19 protein-coding genes are annotated in these 19216 nt (G+C 40.0%); 17 read left to right on the forward strand and 2 right to left on the reverse strand.

The features are described from left to right. The first annotated feature begins 85 nt into the window (after positions 1–85). The 4 genes from CU635_RS20780 to CU635_RS20790 all read left to right on the forward strand — a co-directional run bounded on the left by CU635_RS20780 (position 86) and on the right by CU635_RS20790 (position 3646). Complete coding sequence (locus CU635_RS20780) at positions 86–1531, forward strand: sodium:solute symporter family protein (RefSeq protein ID WP_101579289.1); 1446 nt, start codon at positions 86–88, stop codon at positions 1529–1531. A 20-nt stretch (positions 1532–1551) separates the two neighbouring features. Then, positions 1552–1710 carry a hypothetical protein gene (locus CU635_RS23525; protein ID WP_180955525.1) on the forward strand — a complete coding sequence of 53 codons (159 nt, stop codon included), beginning with the start codon at positions 1552–1554 and terminating at the stop codon, positions 1708–1710. A 13-nt stretch (positions 1711–1723) separates the two neighbouring features. Beyond that, positions 1724–2476: an SDR family NAD(P)-dependent oxidoreductase gene (locus tag CU635_RS20785; RefSeq protein WP_101579290.1), complete on the forward strand. Its 753-nt coding sequence runs from the start codon at positions 1724–1726 to the stop codon at positions 2474–2476. Between the two features lie 69 nt (positions 2477–2545). Further along, positions 2546–3646: an NADH:flavin oxidoreductase gene (locus tag CU635_RS20790; RefSeq protein ID WP_101579291.1), complete on the forward strand. Its 1101-nt coding sequence runs from the start codon at positions 2546–2548 to the stop codon at positions 3644–3646. Positions 3647–3804: 158 nt separating this feature from the next. On the opposite strand, the gene CU635_RS20795 is transcribed toward CU635_RS20790, so the two are convergent. Together CU635_RS20795 and CU635_RS20800 are read right to left on the reverse strand one after the other, a co-directional pair. Then, complete coding sequence (locus tag CU635_RS20795) at positions 3805–4182, reverse strand: restriction endonuclease (RefSeq protein WP_101579292.1); 378 nt, start codon at positions 4180–4182, stop codon at positions 3805–3807. Then, complete coding sequence (locus tag CU635_RS20800) at positions 4163–4429, reverse strand: hypothetical protein (RefSeq protein WP_142382819.1); 267 nt, start codon at positions 4427–4429, stop codon at positions 4163–4165. Before CU635_RS20800 ends, CU635_RS20795 begins: the two co-directional genes overlap by 20 nt. Before the next feature lie 361 nt (positions 4430–4790). Here CU635_RS20800 and CU635_RS20805 point away from each other — a divergent pair, with 361 nt between their 5' ends. The 13 genes from CU635_RS20805 to CU635_RS23985 all read left to right on the forward strand — a co-directional run bounded on the left by CU635_RS20805 (position 4791) and on the right by CU635_RS23985 (position 19189). Beyond that, positions 4791–6287 (forward strand): M81 family metallopeptidase, encoded by a 1497-nt coding sequence (locus CU635_RS20805; RefSeq protein WP_101579294.1) that lies wholly within the window; start codon positions 4791–4793, stop codon positions 6285–6287. A 12-nt stretch (positions 6288–6299) separates the two neighbouring features. Then, positions 6300–7922, forward strand: a complete 1623-nt coding sequence (locus CU635_RS20810) for an ABC transporter substrate-binding protein (RefSeq protein ID WP_101579295.1) — start codon at positions 6300–6302, stop codon at positions 7920–7922. A 70-nt stretch (positions 7923–7992) separates the two neighbouring features. Beyond that, a complete protein-coding gene (locus CU635_RS20815; protein ID WP_101579296.1) occupies positions 7993–8910 on the forward strand; it encodes an ABC transporter permease in 918 nt (305 codons plus the stop codon). Positions 8911–8970: 60 nt separating this feature from the next. Further along, positions 8971–9843, forward strand: a complete 873-nt coding sequence (locus CU635_RS20820) for an ABC transporter permease (protein WP_101579326.1) — start codon at positions 8971–8973, stop codon at positions 9841–9843. Between the two features lie 19 nt (positions 9844–9862). Continuing rightward, positions 9863–10867 (forward strand): ABC transporter ATP-binding protein, encoded by a 1005-nt coding sequence (locus tag CU635_RS20825; RefSeq protein ID WP_101579297.1) that lies wholly within the window; start codon positions 9863–9865, stop codon positions 10865–10867. After that, a complete protein-coding gene (locus CU635_RS20830) occupies positions 10864–11856 on the forward strand; it encodes an ABC transporter ATP-binding protein (protein ID WP_101579298.1) in 993 nt (330 codons plus the stop codon). The genes CU635_RS20825 and CU635_RS20830 overlap by 4 nt, the downstream gene beginning before the upstream one ends. 35 nt (positions 11857–11891) lie before the next feature. Further along, a complete protein-coding gene (gene menC / locus CU635_RS20835) occupies positions 11892–13019 on the forward strand; it encodes an o-succinylbenzoate synthase (protein ID WP_101579299.1) in 1128 nt (375 codons plus the stop codon). 56 nt (positions 13020–13075) lie between these two features. Then, positions 13076–13918, forward strand: a complete 843-nt coding sequence (locus tag CU635_RS20840; protein ID WP_101579300.1) for a GNAT family N-acetyltransferase — start codon at positions 13076–13078, stop codon at positions 13916–13918. Beyond that, positions 13911–15098, forward strand: a complete 1188-nt coding sequence (locus tag CU635_RS20845) for a M20 peptidase aminoacylase family protein (RefSeq protein WP_101579301.1) — start codon at positions 13911–13913, stop codon at positions 15096–15098. The genes CU635_RS20840 and CU635_RS20845 overlap by 8 nt, the downstream gene beginning before the upstream one ends. Before the next feature lie 68 nt (positions 15099–15166). Then, positions 15167–16594, forward strand: coding sequence for a serine hydrolase domain-containing protein (locus CU635_RS20850; RefSeq protein WP_101579302.1), 1428 nt, complete (start codon positions 15167–15169; stop codon positions 16592–16594). Positions 16595–16664: 70 nt separating this feature from the next. Further along, complete coding sequence (locus CU635_RS20855; protein ID WP_101579303.1) at positions 16665–17558, forward strand: serine hydrolase; 894 nt, start codon at positions 16665–16667, stop codon at positions 17556–17558. Positions 17559–17772: 214 nt separating this feature from the next. Continuing rightward, positions 17773–18648, forward strand: a complete 876-nt coding sequence (locus CU635_RS20860; RefSeq protein ID WP_101579304.1) for a MurR/RpiR family transcriptional regulator — start codon at positions 17773–17775, stop codon at positions 18646–18648. 4 nt (positions 18649–18652) lie between these two features. After that, positions 18653–19189: an amidohydrolase family protein gene (locus tag CU635_RS23985; protein ID WP_245917548.1), complete on the forward strand. Its 537-nt coding sequence runs from the start codon at positions 18653–18655 to the stop codon at positions 19187–19189. Positions 19190–19216: the final 27 nt, after the last annotated feature.

Here is a 19216-nt window from a genome sequence, read left to right on the forward strand (position 1 = left end):
CTTATAAACCCTCTGATATCAATGTATTTGCTTGATTTATATATTTAATTTTTGACAATACGAAAAATTTAGGAGGGGACGAAAAATGAATTTAGTGGCACAAGGTTACTTATTGGTTGCAGTCTCAGGGATCTGTATGGTTTTACTTGCTTTCTGGGCTAAAAATCAGTTTTCGGTAGATAATGCCGAAGCATATATGGTTGCAGGCCGCGGGGTACCAGCCGGAATTATTGCTGCATCAATCATTGCAACCGAGCTATGGGCAGGAACGATTATGGCATCAGCAGAAGGTGTTTATACATGGGGAGTAGCAGGAATTTGGATGTATGCACTGCCTACTGGCTTAAGTTACACGGTGTTTGCATTCATTGGACCGCGAGTCAGGGGGTTGCTTCCAACGGGTATGACCATTGGAGGATGGATTAAACGAAGATTTGATAGTAAAGCACACATTATTTTTACACTTGTTGCACTGTACATCATGCTTGTATTTGCATTATTCCAAGTAGTCGGTGGAGCCATTATGCTTAATTCGGTGTTTGGAATGAATTATCAAATTTCCGCTATTTTGGTCGCGTCCGTATTTACTTTGAATGTTCTGATTGGCGGACTGTGGAGCTCTGTCGTTTCAGACTATATTCAATATATTGCTGTTGGTCTAATTGTAATCTTTTTGATTCCTTGGTTAATCGTCGATGCAGGCGGACCGCAGCAAATATTTGCCGGGTTACAAAGTATTGAAGGATCGGCACAAAAGCTGGACTTATTTAGAGCAGATGCCTTTTTAGGTTATTTTGCCGTGACGCTTGGAGGCTGGGGGGTCATCGCAACTTTGAGCAATAGTTCATGGCAGCGGGTATTTGCTGTAGATGAGAAGAAGTTAAGAAAAGCATTATTATTTGGAGGCTGGGGCTGGGTTCCAATTGCACTTTGCTGCAGTTTAGTAGGTTTAATCGGCCTATCTTTAAATCTGGAAGTCACAAATCCTTCTGAAATTTTCCCGCAGGTTGTCCAATATCTATTACCTTCAGGAGCTATTATCTTTTTTGCGATAGCCGTACTATTGGCTGTTTATTCTTCGGGTGACACTTACTTAAATGGGATTAGTTCCATGATTACAAATGATATTTACAAGGAATACATTAATAAAGATATTTCAGATAAACAGACATTAAAGATTGCTAGAATCACAGCGGTGATGGTTGCAGTCACAGTTGTCTTATCTTCATTAAAGCAGGTTTCGCTATTAGAACTCATGCTTTCAACCGGTGTTATGATTTCAGCACCTTTCTTCCCGCTAGTATTATCTCTATGGTGGAAAAAAACCAGCTCTACAGCCGTCACTCTTGCCAATGTGTTAACCATCGGCGTTGCTACTTACCTTTTATTGTTCACGGATGTTCCTTTATATGTCACTTACATCAGCAGTTATATCATTTCTTTGGTCGTTACTGTTGTTGTTACCTTAATTGCCCCGGATAACTTTGATTATCATGCACTTAAAAACGAGTCAATCAAATCTGCATTATAAAAGAAAAGGAGGAGTCGAATATGAATTTATCAGCTTTTTCATTCTTGATTTATTTTTGCTTCATTTATTTAGCGATTACCATGATAATTTGTACAGCGTGGGTCATTCGAGATAGAGAGAAATTAAAACGTAAACCAAGCGAAGCCCAGGAAGCGAACAGCAGAATCATGAATGTTTGAGGAGGAAAAAAGCATGAAACTTAAAGGGAAAGCCGCGATTATTACGGGAGCCGGACAGGGGATTGGAAAAGCTATTGCCCTTTCATACGCAAAAGAAGGGGCAAACTTATCACTTAATGTGTATGGGCTCGATGAAGAGAGAGTTAAGTTATTAGTCAAGGAATTGACTGACTTTGATGTGCAAGTCATTGTTACGGAAGGAGATATAACGGACGAAAAGATCGTTAAGGAATTAGTAACAAATACAATGAACGCTTATGGCCGTATTGATATTCTCGTTAATAACGCAGGGATTTTAACACAGAGTTTGATTCAGGACATGAGTGTTGAAATGTGGGATCGAATGATTGAAGTCGACTTAAAATCCGTTTTTTTAACAACCAGACAGGTCGTTCCTTATATGATTTCTCAAAAGAGTGGGCGAATCATTAATACCGCTTCCCAGTTGGGCCAAAAAGGCGGAGTTGAACTAAGCCATTACGCGGCAGCAAAAGCAGGTGTTATCGGTTTTACAAAGTCAATTGCCTTGGAATTAGGAAAGTATGGTATAACAGCTAACTGTATAGCTCCAGGACCAATTGAAACCGAATTAGTGGCAGGCATTAATGAAGAATGGAAGATCCAAAAACGTTCAGAATTAGCGATACCAAGGTTTGGAAAAGCGGAGGAAGTTGCACCTACAGCGGTTCTTTTAGCTTCTGATCCTGATGGCAATATATATACTGGCCAGACGTTAGGCCCTAATAGTGGAGATGTGATGATATGATATGATTTAAACAGGAACTGGCAACAGGATGCCTTTTCGATGCCAAATAGATTTTTAGGAGTGGTAAAAATGCAGACGAAACATTACGAAAAACTGTTCGCCGGATTGGACATAGCTGGATTAAAGCTGGAAAACCGTATTGCTTTAGCACCAATGACCCGTGTGAGTGCTACTGAAGATGGGTTTGTGACGGAGCGAATGATAAAATATTACACAAAATTCGCGAGGGGTGGGTTTTCCCTGTTGATAACCGAGGGAGTATATCCTGATGAACTATATAGCCAGGGCTATTTATATCAGCCAGGAATAGTAAATGAGGACCAAACCAAATCTTGGAGGAACGTTGTTGAAAGTGTCCATAAACAAGGCAGCAAGATTATTTGCCAATTGATGCATGCAGGTGCCCTATCCCAGGGGAATATCCATAAAGCAAATTCAATCGGTCCATCAGCGATAAAACCGAAAGGATCACAGTTAAGCTTTTATCGGGGTGAAGGTGAGTTTCAATTATCTAAAGAGATGAGCTCTGCTGACATCGAAGACGTCAAAAATGGCTTTGTTAATGCAGCGAAGCATGCAAAAGAAGCAGGCTTCGATGGCGTTGAAGTTCACGGGGCCAATGGGTACATTCTTGATCAGTTTTTAACCGACTATACGAATAAACGTGATGATAATTACGGAGGCTCGACGGAAAATCGTGTAAGATTATCTGTGGAGGTTCTCCAGGAAATTCGTAAAGCAGTTGGGGGTGATTATCCTGTTGGTATACGAATCTCCCAAGCCAAAGTAAATGATTCAGATCATAAATGGGCTGGAAAAGAAAAAGACGCAGAAGTCATCTTCAGCCATTTAGCACGAGCAGGGGCAGACTTTATTCATATCACTGAACCGAAGGCTTTTGAACCGGCTTTTGCTGGCTCCAGTGCTACATTACCAGAGCTTGCAAAAAAATATGGGAAAGTGCCTGTCATTGCAAATGGCGCCTTACACGATCCCGAAAAAGCAGAAGAACTGATAACAGAGGGTTATGCTGATGTTATAAGCCTTGGAAAAGGGGCTTTAGCCAACCAGGATTGGCCTAGTAAAGTAAGAAATAATGCAGAATTAGCAGAATTTAAGGCCGAAAATCATTTGCTGCCAATTGCAGATATAAAAGAAATAGAAATTTAACTACTTCTGCTTAACAAAACAGATCTGCGTACACTTTGGGGTCGGAATAAGATATCAATAAAGGGCTGCAAAAGCTCACATAAGGTGCATATATTGATTTCATCTACGTTTGTTATTGGTAGTAAAATAAAAACGTCACAAACAGGTGACGTTTTTTCTTAGTTTTCGACTTCAAGCAGCTGCCGTTTTCTTTGACGGTGGTATTTGCAAATCATATCTGATAGTTCTGTACGGTTTATCAACTTAACATTGTTAGCCTTGGCAAGTTTCTCGGCCTGTTTGGTAAAGTAGCGATTTGTTACAACCATTGCACCGTTTGCATTGTAAAAGTTTACTGCTCCAACAGCTTGCTGTACTGCAGCTATGCCAATGTTGGAGCTATAACATTTAGCCTGCACGACGTATTTCTTACGTCTATTTTTAAGAATTAAGTCTGCGCCATAATCACCAGATCCTTGAGTTACGGATGCCTTGAAGCCATGGGTTTCAAAAAGAGGTGCTAAAAAGTGCTCGAAATCATGTCCAGACCATTTGATCTACTTCTTCTATGCCAGAATATTTGAAGCGTAAATAAGCTTTATAATATTTTTGGGTAACGCCAAAAAATTTATAAAGCAGGACAACTACTCCGAAACACAGCATTACCGCGAAAATGTCGAAGAGCTTGTCCGCATTAGCTAAAGATACCAATAAGCTTAAACCTATAATATACACAACCAGCATGATTGGGGAGGCGTTGAAGTAACCTCTCCTCCTCCTTTTTCTTCTGCGGTAGTAGGCCATTTGAAGTAGTCTCCCTGAAATGTAGTCACTAATACACTCTCCAATGAAATATAGAAATATGCATTTAATAAAAACCAGTATAAAGTACAATTAACTTAGGGAAAGAGGCTGACTCAAAAGCGTGTGTTAACGACCTTTTGAGTCAGCCTTTTTTTAATTTTGTTAAATAACCATATCCTAATAGGGTTAAATATTCTAACCATCAAAAATGACTGTTTTTATAGAATAATCAAAAATTTTTAAAAATTATAAATTTAATATTGAAAAGTACCCACCACCATACTATAATTACAGATAATAAATTATAAACTTCATTTTGATTAACAAAGTAAAGTGTTTACTTCAAAAAGGTGGGGAAAAAATGAAAATCTTGATTGGTCAGATTGCTCATGAGACAAACACTTTTTCCAGTGTTAAGACGACGGTTGAGTCGTTTAAACAATGGGAATGGCTGCATGGAGATGAAGTCATTCATAGACATCGAAAAGTAAGAGATTACTTGGGGGGGATGATTGATCGTGGTGAAGAAATTGGCATTGAGGTAGTTCCAACGTTTTCCTCCTTTGCGATGCCATCAGGGATTATTACCAGAGAAACGTATGAGACAATTATTAACGAATTAATCGAAAATATCCAAACCGCAGCAGAGTATGAGGCAATATGCCTTGCTCTTCACGGCGCTGGGGTCGCTGAAGATGTTGATGATCTCGAAGGCGGAATATTGCATGCGGTGAGAGAGGTAGTAGGCGATGATATTCCCATTGTAGTTACCCTCGATCTTCATGGCAATATAACAGAACAAATGGTTCAAGAAGCAGATGTCCTCCTCGGAGTTAATTACTATCCGCATGTTGATTCTTATGAAAGAGGAATAGAAGCAATTGACATTACAAAACAAATCCTATCAGGTGAAATTCAGCCAAAGATGAGCCTCAAGAAACTTCCACTGATGATTCCGACATCCACTACAAATCTATCACCTGCAGCTGACATCAATCGATTGTGCTGGGCACGCGAAGAGAACGACTCCATTATTGATTGTACCTTCTTTCACGGTTTTCCATATACGAACATCCCGGAACCTGGTGTAACGGTTTTAACCATAACAAATAATGATCAGGAACTTGCAAATCAAACTTCGGAAGAAATTGCTCTTGAAATTTGGAATGCAAGAGAGAAATTTTTCCCTCATATCGATACCCCCAGTGAAGGCATTAATAAGGCATTACAAATAGAAGGCCATCCGATAGTCATCAATGAAACATCTGATAACCCAGGGGGCGGGACTCCAGGAGATGGAACACACCTGCTTTCAGCAATGTTGGAGGCGAAACTTGACAATGCTTGTTTCGGGTTCATTTATGACCCGGAAGTAGTGGATATTGCACATACAAAAGGAATAGGCTCTTTAATTGAAATAGAGCTGGGTGGTAAAACCGATGATATGCATGGCAAACCTGTTCAGGTTAAAGCCTATGTCAAAACCCTAACAGATGGGCAGTTTATCCAATCTTCACCTATGGGGAGAGGGGCAAAAGTAGATTTTGGGAAATCTGTGAGATTAGTAGTGGGCGGAATCGATATTGTTGTCTGTTCAAAGAGATCCCAAACATTGGATGAGCAAATCTTTTTACTGCATGGTATTGACGTAACAACTTATAAAATTGTCGCCTTGAAATCAAGCCAGCATTTCCGGGCCGGTTTTGAACCGCTGGCACATTCTATCATATCTGTAGATTCGCCTGGGCTGAGCAGTTTTAATCTTGCCTCCTTTAACCACACGAGACTCAATAAACCAGTATTTCCATTTAACAAAGATATAGAGTTTTTAGAGAAAGACAAACTCATTAAAAAATAGGGGGCACGAATCGTGACAAGGAAAATAGGTCATATTCTATTCATTGCTTTAATTAGTCTTATGTTGTTATTAACAGGCTGTAATCCAAAACCAACTGAACAAAGCTCTGGAGATAAGACCCAAGGTTCCACGGCTGCTAGCGGAGCAGGGAATTCGCGCGATACTCTGGTGATTTCATCAGTCCGTGAGCCAGATACAATAGATGTCCACAAGACAACATGGGTTGATGATTCAAATGGGCATGTTTATGAAACGTTGTTGAAAAGGGATTTGGATGGGAACCTGATTCCCGGCCTGGCTGAAAAGTATGAAACATCAGCGGATGGCAAAGTGTGGACTTTCTACTTGAATGAAAACGCAAAATTTCATTCCGGAGAACCGGTTACTGCAGACGCTGTGAAGAAAACATTTGAAAGATTCCTCGAACATTCTGCTGTAAAATTTATAGCTGGACCAGTGGAGAAAATTGAAGCTGTTGAGCCACAAAAACTAATGATCTATTTCACAGAACCTTTTGCACCTTTTGCCAGTGGACTAACAACTGCTTATTTGGCGCCTATGGATCCTAAAGCTATTGAACAGCATGGGGATAAGTTTGGTGAACATCCGGCTGCTGCAGGCATATTTAAATTTGCAGAGCGAAAACGTGGATCATCGATTGTGTATACAAAAAATGAAGCCTACAATTGGGGTCCTCCTTTCGTTGAAAACAAGGGTGCTCCTGCCTTTGATAAATACGAGTTCCGATTTATCACGGATGACGATACAAGGGTTCTTGAGTTTAAGAAGGGTACCACGCAAATTATGACAAAGGTACCACCCAACTATGTAAAAGATTTAAAAAATACACCGGGTGTAAAAATTGACAGTATTTACGAACAAGGAATTACTTATCTGGGTTTTAATAACAAAAAACCAATCTTCCAGGATAAAAAAGTGAGACAGGCAATCGCTCTCGGTATAGACCGAGAACCAATCGTAGAATTTGCATTGGAAGGATATGCTAAACCTGTGTTTGGTCCGCTTCCTCCAACTATTCCTGGTTATAGTGAAACGGTCGAAGGGGCGGCGGAAGATAAGTATACCCGGGATGTCAAAAAGGCCAAGTCGCTGCTCGCGGAAGCTGGATGGAAGGATTCCAACGGAGACGGCATTGCCGACAGGGATGGAAAGCCTTTTGCATTCGAATTATGGTTATCTGATGAACCGGTTATGCAAAGGATCGCGCAGATTATTCAAGACCAGTTAAAGGAAATCGGTATTGACGTGAAAATATCAGTGCAAGAGGCTGCTGCAATTTCTGCCAATACTCCAAAGGGATTACATGACGCACTGTTAACGATGTATGGATGGTCTGATCCGGATATATTGTACATGCTGTTTGCAAAAGGCAGCTCAATAAGGTTGCATTATGAGTCTGAAGAATTGCACAACATGCTAACGAACGGGCGTCAAACGATGAATCCGGAAGAACGCATGAAAATTTATGAAGAAGCACAGCAGTTTATAGTGGAAGAATCACCGTGGGTGCCATTATTTGTTCGTGAAAGTCTTACAGCTTACCGTGATATTGAAGGTTTTAAACAAAATCCATATTCACAAAACATTTTGTTCAACGATATCCGTCCAAAATAATAAAACGAAGAGAATACAGTTAGGGATCATTCATCCCTAACTGTATTATTTAAATAAGGAGGCATAGGATTTGGAAAAATATATAATGCAACGCACGTTGTCAATGATTGTTACATTATTTGGTGTCTCTTTCTTAGTGTTTATGATGATGCATCTTATCCCAGGGGACCCTGTCACCTATATATTAGGTGACTTTGCAACAGAAGAATCGATCGCTGAATTAAAGACCAGTCTGGGGTTGGACCAGCCAATGATTATACAATTCATCGACTATATTAAAAATGTGTTTCAAGGGGACTTGGGAACTTCGTATGTTACAGGGTTAACGGTCGTTGAGGAAATCACTGCCCGGTTTCCAATTACCTTTCAGCTGGCGGTTTATAGTCTGTTAATCGGCTCTGTCGTTGGTATATTGATGGGAATATTAGCTGCAGTAAAACAAAACACCATTGTTGATCAATTAGCGATGGTCATCTCATTGATAGGAATATCTGCTCCAGGTTTTTGGATTGCACTCTTCTTAATTTGGATTTTTTCTTATCAATTAAACATATTTCCTATTTCAGGATATGAAGGATTTCAATCATTAATTCTACCTTCCATAACGCTTGGTTTGGGCTCCGCGGGAAATATTGCAAGAATGACAAGGTCAAGCATGCTCGAGGTCATTAAACAAGATTTCATGCGAACAGCACAAGCAAAAGGCCTTGCTTTAATTCCAATGATCTTGCAGCATGCACTTCAAAATGCCATGATACCAGTCATTACATTAATAGGCCTTCAGTTCGGATTCTTATTGGCCGGAGCTGTTGTTATTGAAACGGTATTTGCACTACCAGGTTTAGGCAGTTTTTCTGTTGAAGCAATTTCTAAAAGAGATTTACCAACTGTACAAGGGCTAGTCCTCTTTATGGCGTTTCTTTTTATTATTACGAATTTAATAGTTGATCTTGTATATAGTATCGTTGACCCTCGCATCAAATATTAGAAAGGGGTGTCCATTTTGAACAGCTCAGCTCCTAAAATTACAAATTCTGAAAGCAAATACATGTCTCCGCAAAACAACAGACAGACCGTTGATAAGGCTAAATCTTACTGGGGATTAGTTGGAAAAAGGATAGTCACGAATAAAAGTGCCGTCATTGGAGCCTTGATCCTAATCATTTTTGTCTCAGCATCGTTGCTTGCACCACTCATTGCCCCTCATCCGGTCGACGTAATGAAATTTGAACAGCGTTTCTTACCTCCGGGAGGAGATCATTTATTAGGAACAGATGATTTTGGAAGAGACATCTTTTCCAGAATGCTGTATGGGGGTCGGGTTTCATTAATGATGGGCCTTGTTGCTGTACTTGTAGCAGGTATTATCGGAGTTACTTTAGGCATTATCTCAGGGTATTACCGCAAAATTGATCTCTACATTATGCAGTTTATGGACATTTTGCTGGCATTTCCATCCCTTTTGCTCGCGATCGCGATTATAGCTGTGCTTGGAGTTGGTTTAACAAATGCGATGATTGCAGTTGCAATCTCTGTCATCCCCTCCTATGTACGGGTGGTGAGAGGAGCAGTATTGTCCATAAGGGAGAAAGAATATATTGAAGCTGTAAAAGCCCTTGGCGTTTCAGATTATAAAATAATTGTGAAACATGTACTTCCTAACGTTCTATCTCCAGTAATCGTTTTATCGAGTTTACAATTTGGAACTAGTATTCTTGTTGCGGCAGCATTAAGCTTCTTAGGGCTCGGAGCACAGCCGCCAACCCCTGAATGGGGAGCTATGGCATATGTTGGAAAGGCGTTTTTAGGTCAGGCATGGTGGATGTCACTTTTCCCTGGACTGTCAATTATGTTGGTCGTTCTTGGATTTAACCTGCTTGGTGATGGCCTGCGGGATGCGCTCGATCCAAGACAAAAATAACCGTTCGGGAGTGATTATAATGGTAACAAACCTTGTAGCAAAGGAAGAACTTCTCAAAGTCGAAGACCTTTCTATTAAATTTAAATCTGGAAAAAAACAGTTTGTGAATGCAGTCAGCCATGTGGACTTTACAATCCATAAAGGTGAAACACTTGCCTTGGTAGGTGAATCAGGCTGCGGCAAAAGTGTCACATCACTTTCGATTATGAGATTGATTACAAATAGTGTCGGGAAAATTGAAGGTAAAATCATTCTGAAAGAGAAAGATTTAAATCTCGTATCCGAAAAAAAGATGCGTTCCATACGCGGTAAAGATGTTTCGATGATTTTTCAGGAACCGATGACATCATTAAACCCCGTCCATAAAATTGGAAAACAAATTAGTGAAGTGTTAAAACTTCATACCGACATCTCAGGAGATGAATTAAAAAAACAGACTGTAGAAATGCTTGAAAAAGTTGGAATCGCTCGCCCTGAGAAAATTGTGAAAGAATATCCTCATCAGCTTTCGGGAGGGATTAGACAACGCGTCATGATTGCAATGGCAATGGCTTGTAATCCTAGCCTGCTGATTGCAGATGAACCCACAACAGCGCTGGATGTGACAATTCAGGCCCAGATTTTGGATTTAATGAATGATCTTAAAAAGAACTATGATACAGCAATCCTATTAATTACTCACGATTTAGGTGTTGTTGCAGAAATGGCGGACCGGGTAATGGTCATGTATTATGGCCAAATTGTCGAAGAGACCGATATAAAAACAATATTCAAAAATCCACAGCATCCCTATACAATTGGTCTATTAAACTCGATCCCCAGACTTGAAGGCGAAATGGATAGTCTTCAGCCAATTGAAGGAAATGTACCAAATATCGGGGAAGTGACGAAAGGCTGCCCATTTTTCTCTCGTTGCACACACGCCGATTCCAGATGTCTAGAAGAAAACCCGCCTCTTGTAAAAACAGATAAAGGACACTCTGTAAGATGCTGGTTATATATTAATGAGGAGGTGTTAACATGAGTGAAATACTACTGGAGGTGAAGGATCTTAAAACATACTTTCCTATTAACAATGGTTTCTTTTCCAGAAGAAAAGATTTTGTTAAGGCTGTGGATGGGATTTCGTTCAACCTGCGTAAAGGAGAAACCTTAGGGATTGTTGGTGAAAGCGGCTGCGGGAAGTCAACAACCGGAAGAAGCATATTGAAGTTAATTGAACCGACAAGCGGAGAAATCTATTTTGATGGAAGGGACATCTTAACCTTAAAAAAAAATGAGATGAGAAAACTCCGCAAGCAAATGCAAATTGTTTTTCAGGACCCCTTTGCCTCTTTAAATCCGCGTCTGCGAATTGCTTCTATTTTAGATGAAGCATTAGCAACGCATAACATTGTTAGAAATGGCACAGAGCGCAAGGAAAAAGTATTAGAAATCTTGGAGATGGTAGGTTTAAACGCTTCTCATGCCGATCGCTATCCACATGAATTCAGCGGCGGACAAAGACAAAGAATTGGCATCGCCCGTGCTATCGCGGTAAATCCATCCTTGATTATCGCTGATGAGCCAGTTTCTGCATTGGATGTTTCGATTCAAGCGCAAATTCTTAACTTGTTTCAAAAGCTCCAGAAACAGTTAGGTTTAACATACATTTTCATCGCCCATGATTTAAGTGTGGTAAAACATATAAGTGACAGAATTGGAGTTATGTATTTAGGAAGAATGGTAGAGTTTGCTGATAAAAAACAATTGTTTGCTGAACCATTGCATCCGTACACAAAAGCATTAATGTCTTCTGTTCCAGTTCCCGATCCTGAAATGATTAAGAAAGAACGGATTATTTTAAAAGGGGATATCCCAAATCCCGCAAATCCTCCGCAAGGATGCACATTCCATCCACGGTGCTTTGCATGTATGGATATATGTAAAACAAAGAAACCACGAAACATCGAGGCCAAGCCAGGCCAGTTTGTGGCTTGTCATTTATATGATCCCGAAATATTACAAGGATAAGAGCAAAACTACACATTTAATTAGGAAGTGAGTATATGGACATCAATCAAGTTCAATTACAACGTATTAAAATACCTTTAAAATCTCCGTTTGCAACAAGCTTTGGAAGGGTGACTGAAAAAGATATTATTATTGTCCGGGTTTACGGGGAAGATCACGTTGGTTTTGCGGAAAGTGTCGCAATGCCTTATCCGATTTATAATGAAGAAACAACCGGCACAGTGTGGCACTTGCTTGAGAGCTTTTTAGTCCCGCAGCTATTAGATAAAGGAATTCAGAAACCACAAGATGTCTCAGACATGTTTTCATACGTTCGCCGGAATAACATGGCGAAAGCAGCGTTAGAAATGGCAGTTTGGGATTTATACAGTAAGCAAAATGGCAAGACGCTTGCTGGAGCATTAGGAGGCCAGCGTACAGAAATTGAAGTAGGCGTCAGCATTGGAATAGAAGACAGTATTGATAATCTATTAGAAAAAGTTGAAGGCTTTATAGATGAAGGATATAGAAAAATCAAAGTGAAAATAAAGCCCGGTTGGGATATTAAACCGCTGGAGGCTATTCGTCGTAAATTCGGAAATCACATTCCGCTTATGGCTGATGCTAACTCTGCTTATACCCTTAATGATAAGGAACTATTAAAAGAACTAGACCAGTTTGGTTTAATCATGGTCGAGCAGCCATTGGCCCATGATGATATTATTGATCATGCCAAACTTCAGGCAGAATTGGCAACGCCCATCTGTTTAGATGAAAGCATTCATTCTGTGGAAGACGCAAGAAAGGCGATAGAAATAAACGCATGCAAAATTATCAATATCAAGATTGGCAGAGTTGGCGGCTTAACTGAAGCGATCAAAATTCATGATCTATGTGCGGAAAAAAATATTCCTGTATGGTGCGGCGGAATGCTTGAAGCAGGAATCGGGAGGGCTCATAACATTGCTATTGCATCATTAAACAATTTTACCATTCCCGGGGATACCTCTGCGTCCAGTCGTTATTTTCATAAAGATATCATTTTACCTGAAGTAACTCTTTCAAAACCAGGATTTATTGCTGTTCCAGAACAACCGGGAATCGGATTTGATATTGATAATGAAGTTATCAATCAGCTTATTTTTGATGAAAAAGTATTTAAAAAGGAAACGATAACCCGTTAAGCTGTCGCCCCGGGGTAATAATACATGCCTGAAATAAGAGTGGGGGGATCCTGCAGATGGCAATGACAAAACAAATCGTTTATAAACATATACAAGATTTAAAGGAAATTGAAGAAGTTGTGTCTTTCCAGGAAGAAATTTGGAGCAGAGATACTGTTACACCTCTTCCACAGCTTTTAGCTGCTTGCCACCATGGCGGTAGTGTCATAGGAGCGTTTGATCACGGCGATTTGGTGGGCTTCTCGTATGGTTTTTCCGGATATAAAGATGGTCAACCTTATTTGATCTCACATATGACGGCCGTCAATCCGAAGTATCAAAATCTGGGCATTGGATTAAAGTTAAAGTTGAAACAAAGAGAATGGGCCATTGAATACGGTTACCAAAAAATTGTATGGACCTATGATCCATTAGAAGCTAGAAATGCTTATTTTAACCTTAACAAGCTTGGAGCATACACGAAAACCTATATTGAATCTTATTATGGGGAGATGAACGACAAGCTAAATCGAGGCTTGCCAACTGATCGTCTCTTAGCTGAATGGGATATTTGCTCGATTCGGGTAACGAACGCGCTTGAAGGAACACTTCAGAATGAGTTTTCTGCAAAAAAGTATCAACCGCTTCTAGGCTGGCGTGAATCAGGTGACATTCCGATTCCGCTTGATGAAGTAATAATCGCAAATGACAGAGGTTATTTAGTACCTGTTCCCGCCTACTTTCAATGCTTGAAACAAGTGAATAATGAAGCTGCAAAAGCATGGAGATATAAGTTGAGGAATGTAGTATCTGATGCATTCTCAAAAGGATACAGAGCAACCGGAATCTTAAGGAATAGCCAATCCAATGTACATTTTTATATTATTGAACATCACAATACGGAGGCATTACATGATTGAACAAATTAAAAATTGGGTGGATCAACATACAGAGTTAATTACCTCAACCTATCATTATTTGCATGCAAACGCGGAAATCAGTTGGAAAGAAGAAAACACAACCGAGTACTTATGCCAACAATTACAACTGATGGATATTCCTTTTGAAACCTTTAATGATCACACAGGCGTGATCGGGTATTGGGGAAATAGCGAAGAAGGACCCACGGTTGGCATCAGAGCGGATATTGATGCTTTATTTCAGCTCGTAGATGGAGAGTGGAGAGCCAATCATTCATGCGGCCATGATGCACATATGACGATGGTCCTCCATGCCATTTCTTGCTTAAAGGCAGCAAGCTTTAAACCGAAAGGCCTTATCAAAATCATCTTTCAGCCTGCAGAGGAATCCGGCAAAGGTGCCAATGCATTGATTGAAAAAGGAGTCATCAATGATATTGATTATTTGCTTGGCATTCATGTACGCCCTGTCCAGGAATTGCGCCATGGCCAGGCTGCGCCGGCGATCTATCACGGGTCCACAACTTTATTAAGGGGTCGAATTAGAGGAGTTCAGGCTCATGGCTCACGGCCAAATCTTGGAGTTAATGTGGTGGATTCTCTTTCGGCCATTATTCAGGCAGTGAACGCAGTCAGGATTGACCCGACTATTTCAGCATCTGCAAAAGTGACGATGGTTAAGGCAGGCGGTGATAATTTAAATATTATTCCCGACTATGCTGAATTTGGAATCGATGTGCGGGCCCAACAAAATAAAGCCATGGATGAACTTTTAATACAAATTCATCATGCAGTTTATTCAGCTGGCGTTGCTAATGGAGCAGAAGTTGAGTTGGAAACGCTTGCGACAATGGTAGCTGCAGAATCCAGTCCGGTAATTGAGGAATTTGTGAAAGAGGCAATTGTTGATGCACTTGGTGCAGACGCTTTAGCAAAGCCGGCAGTTACACCAGGTGGGGAAGATTTTCATTTTTACAAAAACGCATTTCCTCATATACATGCAGCCATGGTAGGTCTCGGTACGGACTTACAGCCAGGTTTGCATCATCCAAATATGAGCTTTAACCTGGATTCTTTACAGAATGGTGTAAAAATTTTAGCTATTTCTATATTAAAGATATTAAGACAGAGTGAAAAGACTGTGAAGCAAAGCATTCCGGCTATAGAAAAATTGTTGTGAGAATACAAGAATACTTGTATCAAGATAATCTAATGATTTTTAACCCATATATAAGGAGGAAACTTGAAATGAAAACCGGATTTAAAGAGTTTGAAGTGGCTGCGCAAAAATTAGTCGAAAAACATCACATTCCAGGCGCCTCAGTAGCAATCGCCCAAGAAGGACAAATCGTTTATCATAAAGGATTTGGATTCCGCAACGTTGAGAAATCATTACCAATTACAGAAGACACAGTCTTCGGGATCGGCTCCGTGACGAAATCATTTACTTGCGTCGCTATTATGCAGCTGCAGGAAGCAGGAAAACTAAATGTTCTGGATCCTGTGGTCAAATATTTGCCAGAATTCAAGGTTAAAGATGAAAATGCTCTAACAGAGATCAACATTCACCATTTTATGACACACTCTTCAGGATTGCCACCAATGTCCTCGCTATTTTATGCCATGAAAAGGTCAATGGATATTGACCCGCATGCAGACAAATATCCAGGCCTTGATATCGAGAAAAAAGATCATGAACCAATCGACACATATGACCAATTGATGGAATTCATCGCAAACCAGGAGTTTGAACTATTAGGCGCTCCGGGCACACACTTCAGTTATTCTAATGATGCATATGCTTTGTTGGGAACCATCATTGAACGAGTCAGCGGAATAAGCTATGAGCAATATGTATATGACCATATTCTGAATCCTTGCGGCATGGAAAACAGTTTTTTTACGATCGATGAGTACCAAGAATATGAAAATATCACAACATGTTATGTAATAGACCAGAGTGACGGAAATAAATCTGTTATAACTGCTCCTGTTTGGTGGGATTCTCCATCAATGAGGGCAGCAGGGTTTTTGAAATCTACTGCCAACGATATGCTAAAATACGCTGAAATCTTCCGTAACAAAGGCGTAGTAAACGAAAAGAGAATCCTTACTGAGGAAAGTGTAAATGAAATGATTAAGCCGCATATTCAAACACAGCCAGGAAGATTTTACGGCTATGGGTTAATGATTACTCCTGATTATTTTGGAACTCTGCTCGTAGAACACGGCGGGGCTTTAAAGGCAATCGCAGCCCAGATGAGCATCCTGCCTGAAAAAGGTGTTTCTGGTGTCGTCCTGACGAACTTAGCGGGTGCGCCTGCTTCCCGGATTATGCAACTTGCATTCAATACTTATGAAGGCAGAGAAGTAGAAGCAACACATATAACTTTTGAAGAATATAACATTGCGGCAGAGCAACTCGAGTTGTATCAAGGAGAATATCTATCCAATGAAGGAATGAAATTAGCCATTGAAATTAAAGACGGGGCACCAATCCTTATTTCTCAAAATGGTGAAATTCCAATCATATTTGTCAAAGAAAATGTCTTTATTGCTTATGTTAACGACTCGACCGAAATCGCTGAGATATTAGTAGATGAGAACGGTCATCCATATGGGATTTCTTATCACTTTAGACAATTCCCTAAGATAGCCAGCAAACAAACGATTTAAGTCTTTTGTGTCCGGGCCTTTTTAAAGCCTGGATACAGAAAAATACTAAAATATGAAAGGAAGAAAGGTTATGAGTTTACAGAATCGTTTGGAAGAAGTTTTACATGATGCAACGGGTAACTTCGGAGTTTACGTGAAGCATCTGGAATCTGGAGAGACTGCCGCAATCAATCAAAACCGTTTTTTTCAAGCCGCTAGTGTGTTTAAGGTTCCGATATTGGCGACATTATACCGCGATGCGGAAATGAACAGGGTAGATCTGCATCAGCGTATTCGTTTAGAAGAAAAAGATTTAGTTAATGGGTCGGGAATCTTTAGGGAGTTGATCCCTGTTGAAGTGACAATAAAAAATTTAGCAACAATGATGATCATTGTCAGTGATAATGTGGGTACTGATAAAATCCTACAGATTATTGGCAAGGAAACTGTCAATCAATATATGAAAGAAATTGGTTTAAATAATACCTACATCCGATTTAGTTGTTGGGAGCTTCTTTGCTCATGTGTTGGGCTTCAGCCCCAGAGTTTTTCGCTTGAAGTTTACCATGACATTAATCGTCGTTTCAAAAATGGTGAAATCGATTCTAATTCAATTGTTTTCCAGGAGAGCATTGAAAACAATGTAACCACTGCAGCCGATATTGCGAAACTATTACAATTAATTGCGTCTAAACAACTCATCTCGCAACATGCTTGTGATGATATGTTTGAAATTCTGGCCAAACAGCAATTTAGAAATAGAATACCGAACTTATTGCCGGAAAATACGATTGTTGGCCACAAAACAGGTACTGTTGCAAGTGTGGTTAATGACGCAGGAATTGTAAAACTCCCGGATAAAAAAGGGACATTAATTATTACAGCTTTTTCAATTGGGAACAAAACTGAAGCAGAAGGTGCGAGGAAAATTGCGGAATTATCCAAAGCTGCTTATGATCACTTCCTTAACAGGGTTACGGTGTAATAAGTAAACAGATGCCCAGGCTACTAGTGTAGGAGTTTTATAACACAAACTGCTTTAGCCCGGTAAAAAAAACATTATGATTGAAGAAGTACATCCGAAAAACTGGCAACGGTCGAGGACGGACGTTACAAATTGTAACGTTCTTTTTTCTAAAAAGGTCTTTTTTGTTAATCCCAGCATTGCCTGGTTAATTATAAGAAAGGAATACGCTCCTATGGATAACTTTAAAGATAAAATAAGGAAGCAATTTAACGAACTGACAAAAAAGGAGAAATTGGTCGCAAAATATATAGTCGATTTCCCTAAAGAAGTTGCATTCCAGACTGCAAAGCAGCTGGGTATAGCAAGTAATACAAGTGATACCACTGTGATTCGATTGTCTTATTCACTTGGATATTCTGGATATAGTGAACTGCAGAAAGAAATTCAAGCCACTTTGTTGCAGGAATCCTCACCAACCACTGATCCTATCGAGGATTTTCGCAGCACTACTAAATCCTTAAAGGATATCAACTTGATTCAATATGTCATCGAACACGACAGTGCCTACATTCGGGCTACATTGGAACAACTGGATTACAACCAGTATAAAAAAGCAGTAGATTTATTGATTGCTTCAGAGAAGCGAATCGTTATTGGATTCCGTTCATCGTATGGTCTTGCTAATTGGCTGACATTCAGTCTTAACATTGTTGTAGGAGATACATTATTGTATCGGGGAGAAATCGAGGACGCTAATTATATATTATCTCAAATAGATGATAAAACTTTAGTGGTTGCCATTTCTTTCCCGCGATATACGCAGGAAACTTTCTCTTTTGTAAAAGCGGCCAAGAAAAAAGGGGCAATGGTTTTAGCGATAACAGATGATAAACTTTCTCCAATCGGACAATCCGCCGATATTTCGTTTACGGTTGTTGCGCCAGCCCCGATTCCTTTAAAGGGAATAACACCAACCTTTGCATTGCTAAATTTACTGGTTACAAGTATAGCAGCGTCTCAGGAAACAAAAGTCCAAAAGAGAATGGAAGAATATGATCAAACAAGTGATGAATTTTTTCCTTTCACCAAAAATACTAAATGGGGGTAATCATATGTTTGATATTTTAATTAAGCATGGAAAGCTCGTTGACGGTACAGGAAACCCTTGGACTGCTCTAGATATCGGTATCAAGAATGGAAAAATTACAGAAATTGGCCTATTGAAGGAACATGAAGCTAAACTTGTCATTGAAGCAGACGGACTTTTTGTCTCTCCCGGATTTATTGATACACATGTTCATTCCGATCTCTTATGCTTAAAGCCAGATATACATAAAATAAAAATTTTACAGGGGATTACCACAGAACTTTTTGGTCAAGATGGTATTTCAGTTGCTCCTGTATCAGAAGAAACAAAACCGCTGTGGCAACAGCAGCTAAAGGGATTGAATGGAGATATTGGTGATTGGCCCTGGAATTCTATTAAAGAGTATCTCGAATACTTGGAAGATATGAGAATAGCGGGGAATGCTGCCTATCTAGTACCGCATGGAGCCGTCAGGACATTAGTCATGGGATTCGAGGGAAGGGTAGCAACCAGGGAAGAAATGGTCAAAATGCGGGAATTGGTGGAGGAAGGAATGAGGTAGGGAGCTGTCGGTATATCTACGGGGTTG

The organism is Bacillus canaveralius, from assembly GCF_002860125.1.
Lineage (GTDB): Bacteria > Bacillota > Bacilli > Bacillales > Cytobacillaceae > Bacillus_BJ > Bacillus_BJ canaveralius.

What these genes read in the sequence shown, in the direction of transcription:
- CU635_RS20840 (WP_101579300.1), top strand. Translation starts at nt 13,076, where the DNA reads ATGGCAATGACAAAACAAATCGTTTATAAACATATACAAGATTTAAAG.
- CU635_RS20780 (WP_101579289.1), top strand. Translation starts at nt 86, where the DNA reads ATGAATTTAGTGGCACAAGGTTACTTATTGGTTGCAGTCTCAGGGATC.
- CU635_RS20855 (WP_101579303.1), top strand. Translation starts at nt 16,665, where the DNA reads ATGAGTTTACAGAATCGTTTGGAAGAAGTTTTACATGATGCAACGGGT.
- CU635_RS20850 (WP_101579302.1), top strand. Translation starts at nt 15,167, where the DNA reads ATGAAAACCGGATTTAAAGAGTTTGAAGTGGCTGCGCAAAAATTAGTC.
- CU635_RS20830 (WP_101579298.1), top strand. Translation starts at nt 10,864, where the DNA reads ATGAGTGAAATACTACTGGAGGTGAAGGATCTTAAAACATACTTTCCT.
- CU635_RS20845 (WP_101579301.1), top strand. Translation starts at nt 13,911, where the DNA reads ATGATTGAACAAATTAAAAATTGGGTGGATCAACATACAGAGTTAATT.
- CU635_RS23985 (WP_245917548.1), top strand. Translation starts at nt 18,653, where the DNA reads ATGTTTGATATTTTAATTAAGCATGGAAAGCTCGTTGACGGTACAGGA.
- CU635_RS20785 (WP_101579290.1), top strand. Translation starts at nt 1,724, where the DNA reads ATGAAACTTAAAGGGAAAGCCGCGATTATTACGGGAGCCGGACAGGGG.
- CU635_RS20825 (WP_101579297.1), top strand. Translation starts at nt 9,863, where the DNA reads ATGGTAACAAACCTTGTAGCAAAGGAAGAACTTCTCAAAGTCGAAGAC.
- menC (WP_101579299.1), top strand. Translation starts at nt 11,892, where the DNA reads ATGGACATCAATCAAGTTCAATTACAACGTATTAAAATACCTTTAAAA.
- CU635_RS20805 (WP_101579294.1), top strand. Translation starts at nt 4,791, where the DNA reads ATGAAAATCTTGATTGGTCAGATTGCTCATGAGACAAACACTTTTTCC.
- CU635_RS20860 (WP_101579304.1), top strand. Translation starts at nt 17,773, where the DNA reads ATGGATAACTTTAAAGATAAAATAAGGAAGCAATTTAACGAACTGACA.
- CU635_RS20800 (WP_142382819.1), bottom strand. Translation starts at nt 4,429, where the DNA reads ATGGCCTACTACCGCAGAAGAAAAAGGAGGAGGAGAGGTTACTTCAAC.
- CU635_RS20820 (WP_101579326.1), top strand. Translation starts at nt 8,971, where the DNA reads ATGTCTCCGCAAAACAACAGACAGACCGTTGATAAGGCTAAATCTTAC.
- CU635_RS23525 (WP_180955525.1), top strand. Translation starts at nt 1,552, where the DNA reads ATGAATTTATCAGCTTTTTCATTCTTGATTTATTTTTGCTTCATTTAT.
- CU635_RS20790 (WP_101579291.1), top strand. Translation starts at nt 2,546, where the DNA reads ATGCAGACGAAACATTACGAAAAACTGTTCGCCGGATTGGACATAGCT.